The organism is Mesorhizobium sp. M0664, from assembly GCF_040320565.1.
GTDB lineage: Bacteria > Pseudomonadota > Alphaproteobacteria > Rhizobiales > Rhizobiaceae > Mesorhizobium.
Genome location: NZ_JAMYPW010000105.1, coordinates 1 through 1,368 on the forward strand (window position 1 = coordinate 1; position 1,368 = coordinate 1,368).

Here is a 1,368-nt window from a genome sequence, read left to right on the forward strand (position 1 = left end):
TGGACATCGTTGTGGCGGATGGTGGTTTGAGAGTGCTGCTATGACGGCGCGTCGGATGGCTGGCAGTGTCGGTTTAGGCGGGCCGCGTCTCGTCCTTTTTTTCCCGCTTTGCCTCATGTAGGCGCTGATGTTGCAGGAAGGCATAAGCGATCATTGTCATCAGTGCATGTCGGTGGAGGCCTTGCCACGATCGGCCTTCGAAGTGATCGAGACCGAGCTCTTCCTTCATCTGCTGATGGGCCTGCTCGCAGACCCATCGGGCTTTGATGGCCGCCGCCAGCTGCTTTAATGTCGCCTCGGCTGGAAGATTGGACAGGTAGTACTTGCGTTCATCGTTTGAGCGCCACTCGCCAACCAACCAGGCTTCCTCGCCTGGCATATGCTGTTGTCCCTTGTCGAGAATACGCTGCGGACTGCCATCAGCAATTCGAATGCGCAGGGCAGCAAAGCGCGCGGTCAACCGGCCTTTGGTGCCACGCCGCCAGCTGAGTTTCCTCCACGTCGAGGCCGCGAGGATCGTTTCGGCTGCTGTCGATAGCGTATCGGGGATGGAATGCTTACGTGGCCGTCCATGGCCGGCGACAGGAAAGATCAATGCGACATCATGGGGATAAACCTTCTGATGCTTGGGAATGCCGACAGCCCAGGTGAGACCCCGCGCACTCAAACCCTGGCGAAATGCAGCGGATAGACCAAAACCTGCATCCGCGAGCACAGTACCAAACCGGACACCTGCCGCAATCAGCCGATCGATCTCGCCGAGCGCGATCTCGGGCTTGGTGCGGGATACGCGCGATAGCTCGGGAACGCCCGCTTTTGCCATTCTGTCCTGATCGCTGGTCCAACTCTCGGGCAGGAACAGCCGCAAACCCACCGGGACAGGGACTTCGTCGCGTGCCAGCGTCAATGACACCAGCGTCTGGCAGTTGGCGCGCTTGCCCAGCATCGATGCATATTGTGGTGCGACCCCAACAGAATGGTCGCCCTTCTTCGGAAGAGCTGTATCATCGATCACCAGAAAAGCATCCGAAGCCCCGACTATTCTGTCAGCCTGCACCGCCAATTCCGCCTCAAGCGGACCGGCGTCCCAAATGCCATCCGAGATGAAATGATGCAGGCGGTCGTAGCGATCAGGCGCAAGGCGTTCCGCCATCGGCTCGATACTCTTGCGATCGCCCGGCCCGATGAGACCAGAAATATAAACCGGGCACATCTGCCGCCGCTTCTTGTGGCCAAGCTTCTCAACGAACGGCTTCAGCCATTCCGTCAGGGCAACATCCTGCTCTGCCATCCTTCGCACCCCTGTTGGAGCGCCAAAGATGGCCGATCATCGTTAACCGAGGATTAATCTGCCAAAGTAGTGCTAGG

At 58.8% G+C, this 1,368-nt stretch carries 1 protein-coding gene; it reads right to left on the bottom strand.

Annotated features, from left to right (window positions below; genetic code table 11):
• Positions 1-73: 73 nt before the first annotated feature.
• Positions 74-1,291 (bottom strand): IS701 family transposase, encoded by a 1,218-nt coding sequence (locus NKI39_RS34130; RefSeq protein WP_352517281.1) that lies wholly within the window; start codon positions 1,289-1,291, stop codon positions 74-76.
• Positions 1,292-1,368: the final 77 nt, after the last annotated feature.